The sequence below is a fragment of the Ruminococcus sp. RTP21198st1_G1_RTP21198_201120 genome (assembly GCF_040924265.1).
GTDB classification, from domain to species: Bacteria; Bacillota; Clostridia; order Oscillospirales; family Ruminococcaceae; genus Hominimerdicola; species Hominimerdicola aceti.
The window spans coordinates 1-5,370 of the sequence record NZ_JBCOMH010000036.1; the positions used below are offsets into that span (position 1 = coordinate 1).

General features: G+C 42.6%; 4 protein-coding genes. 2 read left to right on the forward strand and 2 right to left on the reverse strand.

Features of this window, described 5'->3' with window-relative positions; translation table 11 throughout:
• The first annotated feature begins 208 nt into the window (after nucleotides 1-208).
• Both AB5627_RS14070 and AB5627_RS14075 read left to right on the forward strand, forming a co-directional pair.
• Nucleotides 209-415, forward strand: coding sequence for a hypothetical protein (locus tag AB5627_RS14070; protein ID WP_117956589.1), 207 nt, complete (start codon nucleotides 209-211; stop codon nucleotides 413-415).
• Nucleotides 416-619: 204 nt separating this feature from the next.
• Nucleotides 620-2,824 carry a stage V sporulation T C-terminal domain-containing protein gene (locus AB5627_RS14075; RefSeq protein WP_117956591.1) on the forward strand — a complete coding sequence of 735 codons (2,205 nt, stop codon included), beginning with the start codon at nucleotides 620-622 and terminating at the stop codon, nucleotides 2,822-2,824.
• Nucleotides 2,825-3,074: 250 nt separating this feature from the next.
• Here AB5627_RS14075 and AB5627_RS14080 read toward each other — a convergent pair whose 3' ends face one another.
• Together AB5627_RS14080 and AB5627_RS14085 are read right to left on the reverse strand one after the other, a co-directional pair.
• Complete coding sequence (locus tag AB5627_RS14080) at nucleotides 3,075-4,712, reverse strand: recombinase family protein (protein ID WP_041337440.1); 1,638 nt, start codon at nucleotides 4,710-4,712, stop codon at nucleotides 3,075-3,077.
• 146 nt (nucleotides 4,713-4,858) lie between these two features.
• Nucleotides 4,859-5,128: a hypothetical protein gene (locus tag AB5627_RS14085; protein WP_041337439.1), complete on the reverse strand. Its 270-nt coding sequence runs from the start codon at nucleotides 5,126-5,128 to the stop codon at nucleotides 4,859-4,861.
• Nucleotides 5,129-5,370: the final 242 nt, after the last annotated feature.

Genomic DNA, 5,370 nt, shown 5'->3' on the forward strand with positions numbered 1-5,370 from the left:
AGATACGGCTTTCAAAGAAAATTAGGGGTCGCAAGTTACAGAAATCGCACTCAAATGGCGTGAATACGAACTTTGCAATAGGAGTCACAGGGCAGTCAATTTAAAGCACGGACAATAAAACCATATAGAAACGAGGCGATAAAGCAAAATGTGCAAACTGATTAACACTATACAAAAAAGGCAAAAATCGTAATAAGGAGTGTTGCTTTTGCAGATAATAAAGAACGAAAAATCAGGCATCGCTCAGATCTGGCTGAGCAATGCGGAACAACAAAATGAGAGAGTTATGAACTTGGTTGAGTGCAAGATAAAGGAGCTTAGCGGCGAAAAATTTAAAGTTGCCGTGTTCCGCTCAGGTTCTAAAGATCTGTACGAATGTACTGAAAATCTTCTCCACCATAATATTACTCTCTGACAGCTAGTGCACCTATGGTGCACTTTACATACACTCCACCATTATTTTTATATCCTTTGCCTATTGCCTTTTGGGCAAAGATGTGATACAATATTATTTGTAATAAAATATATAAACTAACAACATTGTATGTATCCGCAAGGGTAAGATCCATCATCAAAAGCGACAACATTGTACCACTATATCAAAGAAAGGGTGAAAGTTATGAGCACAAAATACAGCATAGCAGGCTACTGCCGAATTTCTGTTGACGAGGAAATGGACAGGGACAACACCTCTATCGAGAACCAAAAAGCTATCATAACTGACTTTGTAAAGCGAAAATTCCCAGACAGCACGCTTGAATTTTACGAAGATCGTGACCGTTCGGGATATACTTTTGAACAGCGTGAGGGCTATCAGGAACTGCGAAAGAAAATGCTGCGAATGGAATATGATATCCTTATCGTCAAAGACTTCTCAAGATTTTCACGCCGCAACAGCAAAGGTCTTGTAGAACTTGAAGATCTCCGTGACGCCGGTATGAGGATAATCTCAATAGGTGACAACATTGATTATCCTACCTATGACGATTGGACAGCTATCCAATTTAGATTTCTCATTAACGAAATGCCCGTTACCGACACCTCAAAAAAAGTCAAGTCAGTAATAAAACGCCGTCAGGAAGAAGGCAAATGGATATGTGCCGTGCCTTATGGTTACGTTATGACCAACAGCAAAACAATGAAATTTGATGTTGACGAGCCTGCCGCACAGGTGGTACGTGATATTTTTGAAAAGTACAATGAGGGCTGGGGCTATAAAAAAATTGCAAATTACCTTACAGAAAAGCATATCCCTACCCCTCGTATGTGTGAGAAAATGCGAAAAGAGGCGAACGGTGAAGAGTGCAAACGTGAGGCAAAACAAACTTGGAGTTTGGTAACTATCAGCGAAATATTGTCAAACGATTTCTATATCGGCACCCTCCGTCAAGGCAAATACCGCCGCAAGAGAATCAACGGTGATGAAGTAAAGCAACACGAAACTGACCACATTGTATTTGAAAACAACCACACGCCTATCGTGGATTACAAGGTGTTCGCATTGGCACAGGAGAATCTCAAAAAACGTACCACATCTCACTATCGTGGCGTAAGAAAATACGAAAATGCTTATTCCGGATTTCTCTACTGCGGCGACTGCGGCTCACCAATGTTCTCAATGAGCCGAAACGATATTGCCGCCGCTTATACCTGCGGAACATATCACAGACGAGGAACAAAAGGCTGTACATCACATCACACAAGGGTCGATATGCTTGATAAGCTGCTAAAAGAGTACATTCAAAAAGTTCGTGACAATTCGCAGGATATGATCGAACGTCTGCAAAACTCCATTGCTAAGGAGCAGAACGAAAGCAAAAACAGCAAGTCAGTCGTGGAGCTGATAAAAGGACAGATCGAGGACGCAAAAGCTGAAATGAAAATGCTCACACGTCAGCAGACAAGAGATGTAATGCGTCACCCTGATCGTACAGAGATCATTGAGGAAACCTACACCGAAATGATCGACGAGCTTACCTTGCGAATAGAGGGACTGAAAAACCAGTTGCAACTGGCGGTGGATAAAAATAATGCCATAGTAAGAGTAAACCGAACCGCAAAAAACGTATTTGAAATTTTCGACAATATTTTGAATAAGCCTACCCTTGACAAAAATGACATAAATCTGATAATCGACAAAATAACAGTTTATGAAGATCATATAGATATTCAGCTCAAAGCTGATATTGACTGCCTGCTGAAATACGGCACACTTGACGAACCTGAGAGCGTATCTGCAATGACAGATGTCAGCGAAAAAGCCGCCGAAAATTTTAATAAAGGCACTGAGAGCAAAAAGTCAGCCGGACAACTTGTCAATGTTATAAAAAATAGCAAAGGCAAGGTTCTTAGTGTCAACGTTATCTGTAACGGCGACCCCCTCGAGATCTACACCAACCCCGACGGCGAGGTCATCTTCAAAAAGTATTCCGCAATAAACGAAATGTCCGAGGGCGCAGCTCAGGCAGCGGAAGTCATCTCAAAGCTTGGCGGTGCACCTGCCGTGGTGTTCGATAAGGACCACGTCGTGGCAGTGTCAGGCGTGCCGAAAAAAGAGTATTCACAGCGCCGCCTCTCCCCTGCCCTGGAGGAGCTTTTGGAAAACCGCAAAACCTTTGACTATACCGATACCACAGCCGAGCCGCTTAGAGCCGTCGAGGGTATCACCACCCACGCCCTCACCATCGCCCCTATCCTCACAAACGGCGATATAACAGGCGCAGTGGCTTTCATGGCTACCGACGATACCGAGCTTTGTACCGATAAACAGTCCATGCTCGCCAAAGCCGCCGCAATGTTCTTGGGCAAACAAATCGAAGAATAATACCAAAAAGGACCGCCGCATGACCGCAGCAGTCCTTTTTTCTATACTATTACATCAGCCATTGCACCATGTCCTACGCAGCCAACATAATAATAAACCCTCCGACCCATACAAATGGATCGGAGGGCAAACTGCATACCACGCTGCGGTGGAGCTGATAGTCGGACTCGAACCGACGACCATGGGCTGTCGATAAAGCGACGTCATATCGTATTTTGATTTTTCGTGTGTAACCGCTGTATTTGCACGGTTATGCCGCCTTGGATAATTCATTCTCCGTGCCGAGTTTTCCGACAAATCTGTAATAAATCTCAATCTGCTGAAATGTTCTTCCGTCCTCAGCTTGTTCTTTGTGATGAACAACAATTTTGTCTATCAGCTCATTTAGTATTGCGGCATCCAACTTGTCGATTATGGTGTATTTTTTTATAACGTTAATAAAGTTATCCGCACAATCTGATTGTCTTTTCAACTCGTCAATTTTCGATTTGAGAATAGGTAACGCCTTTTTGATTTCCACCTGTTCCAACTCGTAACTCTGCGACATAGACTCATATCTCTCATCGCCTATCCTCCCAAGAACATTGTCCTCATAAAGTCGGCTGATAATCTTATCCAGTTCCTCACAGCGTTTTTGCTTTTGCTCATATTCGAGTGTGATTTGTTCCGCTTGCTTTTGTGAATCAGACTGATATTTCCGACTTAAAATCGACTTGAATTTATCCGTATTTTTGCGGTACTGAAACAAGTTACGCTGAATGTCGATCAGTACAAGCTCGTAAATTGTATCAAACGTAATGTAGTGCGAAGCGCAGTATTCTTTGCCGTGAGTTTTGTACATCCAACAGGAGTACGCTCCGTGATAACTGCCGTCTTTACGCTGTTTCTGCGAGTAAGTCAGGCAATGACCGCAATCCGAACAGTAGAGAAGTCCGGCAAACATCTGAACCTCTCCCGCCTTTGCAGGACGGTGCTTGGCATTCAGAATTTTGTGTACCGTATCCCACAGTTCCTGCGTAATGATAGGCTCGTGGCAGTTTTCAACCACGATCCAATCCTCTTTAGGATTGCGTACCTTTTCTTTACTTTTCATGGATTTGTTTCTCTGCTTGCCGTAAACAAGCTTGCCTAGATAGACTTCATTGTTGAGTATCGCGCGGATTGAAGTAACGTGCCAGTCAAATTCCTTGCGCCAGTAATCCGATTTGAAGTAATCCGGATTGTTGAGGTTGAAGTAGGCAATGGGAGTTAGTACCTTTTCTTCTCTAAATATTTTTGCCATTTTGTTGTAGCCAACACCCTCTGATGCAAGTCTGAAAATTCTTTTAACAACCTGTGCGGCAGGCTCGTCCACGATTAAATGATGACGGTCATTTGGGTCTATCTTGTAGCCGAACGGAGCTTTTGATCCGATAAACTGTCCGTCCCTCGCCTTAGCTTTTTTCGCCGCTTTGGTCTTTTTTGAAACGTCACGAGCGTACATTTCGTTGACTACATTCTTTATCGGGAACAGCAAATCGTCGCTGTTCACAAGAGAATCATAGTTATCGTCCGCCGCAATAAATCGGATATTGCTGTCGGTAAACCGTTGAACATACATACCTGCCTCGACATAATTTCGTCCAAACCGAGAAAGGTCTTTGACGATAACAAGATTGATTTTGCCCTCATCAATGTCCGAAAGCATTTTTTTGAAGGACGGTCTGTCAAAGTTCGTTCCGCTGCAACCGTCATCACAATAGAATTTGTAGTCTGTAATTTTATGATCTTTGCAGTACTGCTCAAGCAGAATTTTCTGAGTTTCGATAGAAACACTTCCTCCAAAGTTTCCGTCATCAACCGAAAGTCTGCAATAAAGTGCTGCCTTGTAATGCTGCTGTTTTTTCATAGTAACTCCTTTCTCAGCAGCGGATTTAATAAGCCTTGCGGTATCTTCCGCTCCACAAGTATATCACAACTATGCTGTAAATGCCAGTAAAATCCGCTGTCTGTAAAAATATTTGTTGAATGTTGCTAAGTCCGATTATTGAAATTTTACATTGTTACTAAGGAGCTGTTATTGATACGCTCTATTCCTTTTTGAAATTCATCGACTACCTCTCCGACCTGTTCGCCTGATTCCAGTTTGCGAAACATTAGTCTGCTGAGACTATCAGCTACATTGGTTTTACCCTCAAATGCAGACCACACACGATAGGTCACACCGTTGATGTAGTGATCGGTATATTCAGCCGACTGCACCTCTGTGTTGTCCTGACACAGAGGTTTATCAAGGCTGTATCTTTTAGTCTTTTCTTCTGCCATTCGCTTATCACGCTCCGTTTCATTACGTCGATTGTTAATTTTCGTATAAACAAATCAGTTCAGTCCTTTCATATTTAAATTTTGATGGTGCTAATTAGTTACGCACCATCTTAACTGTTTTTTAATATACAGCTTTTTTCTTGTCGTAAATTCACATTTTCCAATTACAACGCCTGAAAATATGCCGATTTTGTGCAGTCTTCTGCACTTACGACCCCTGAATCATTCAAAGCTCAAATTTA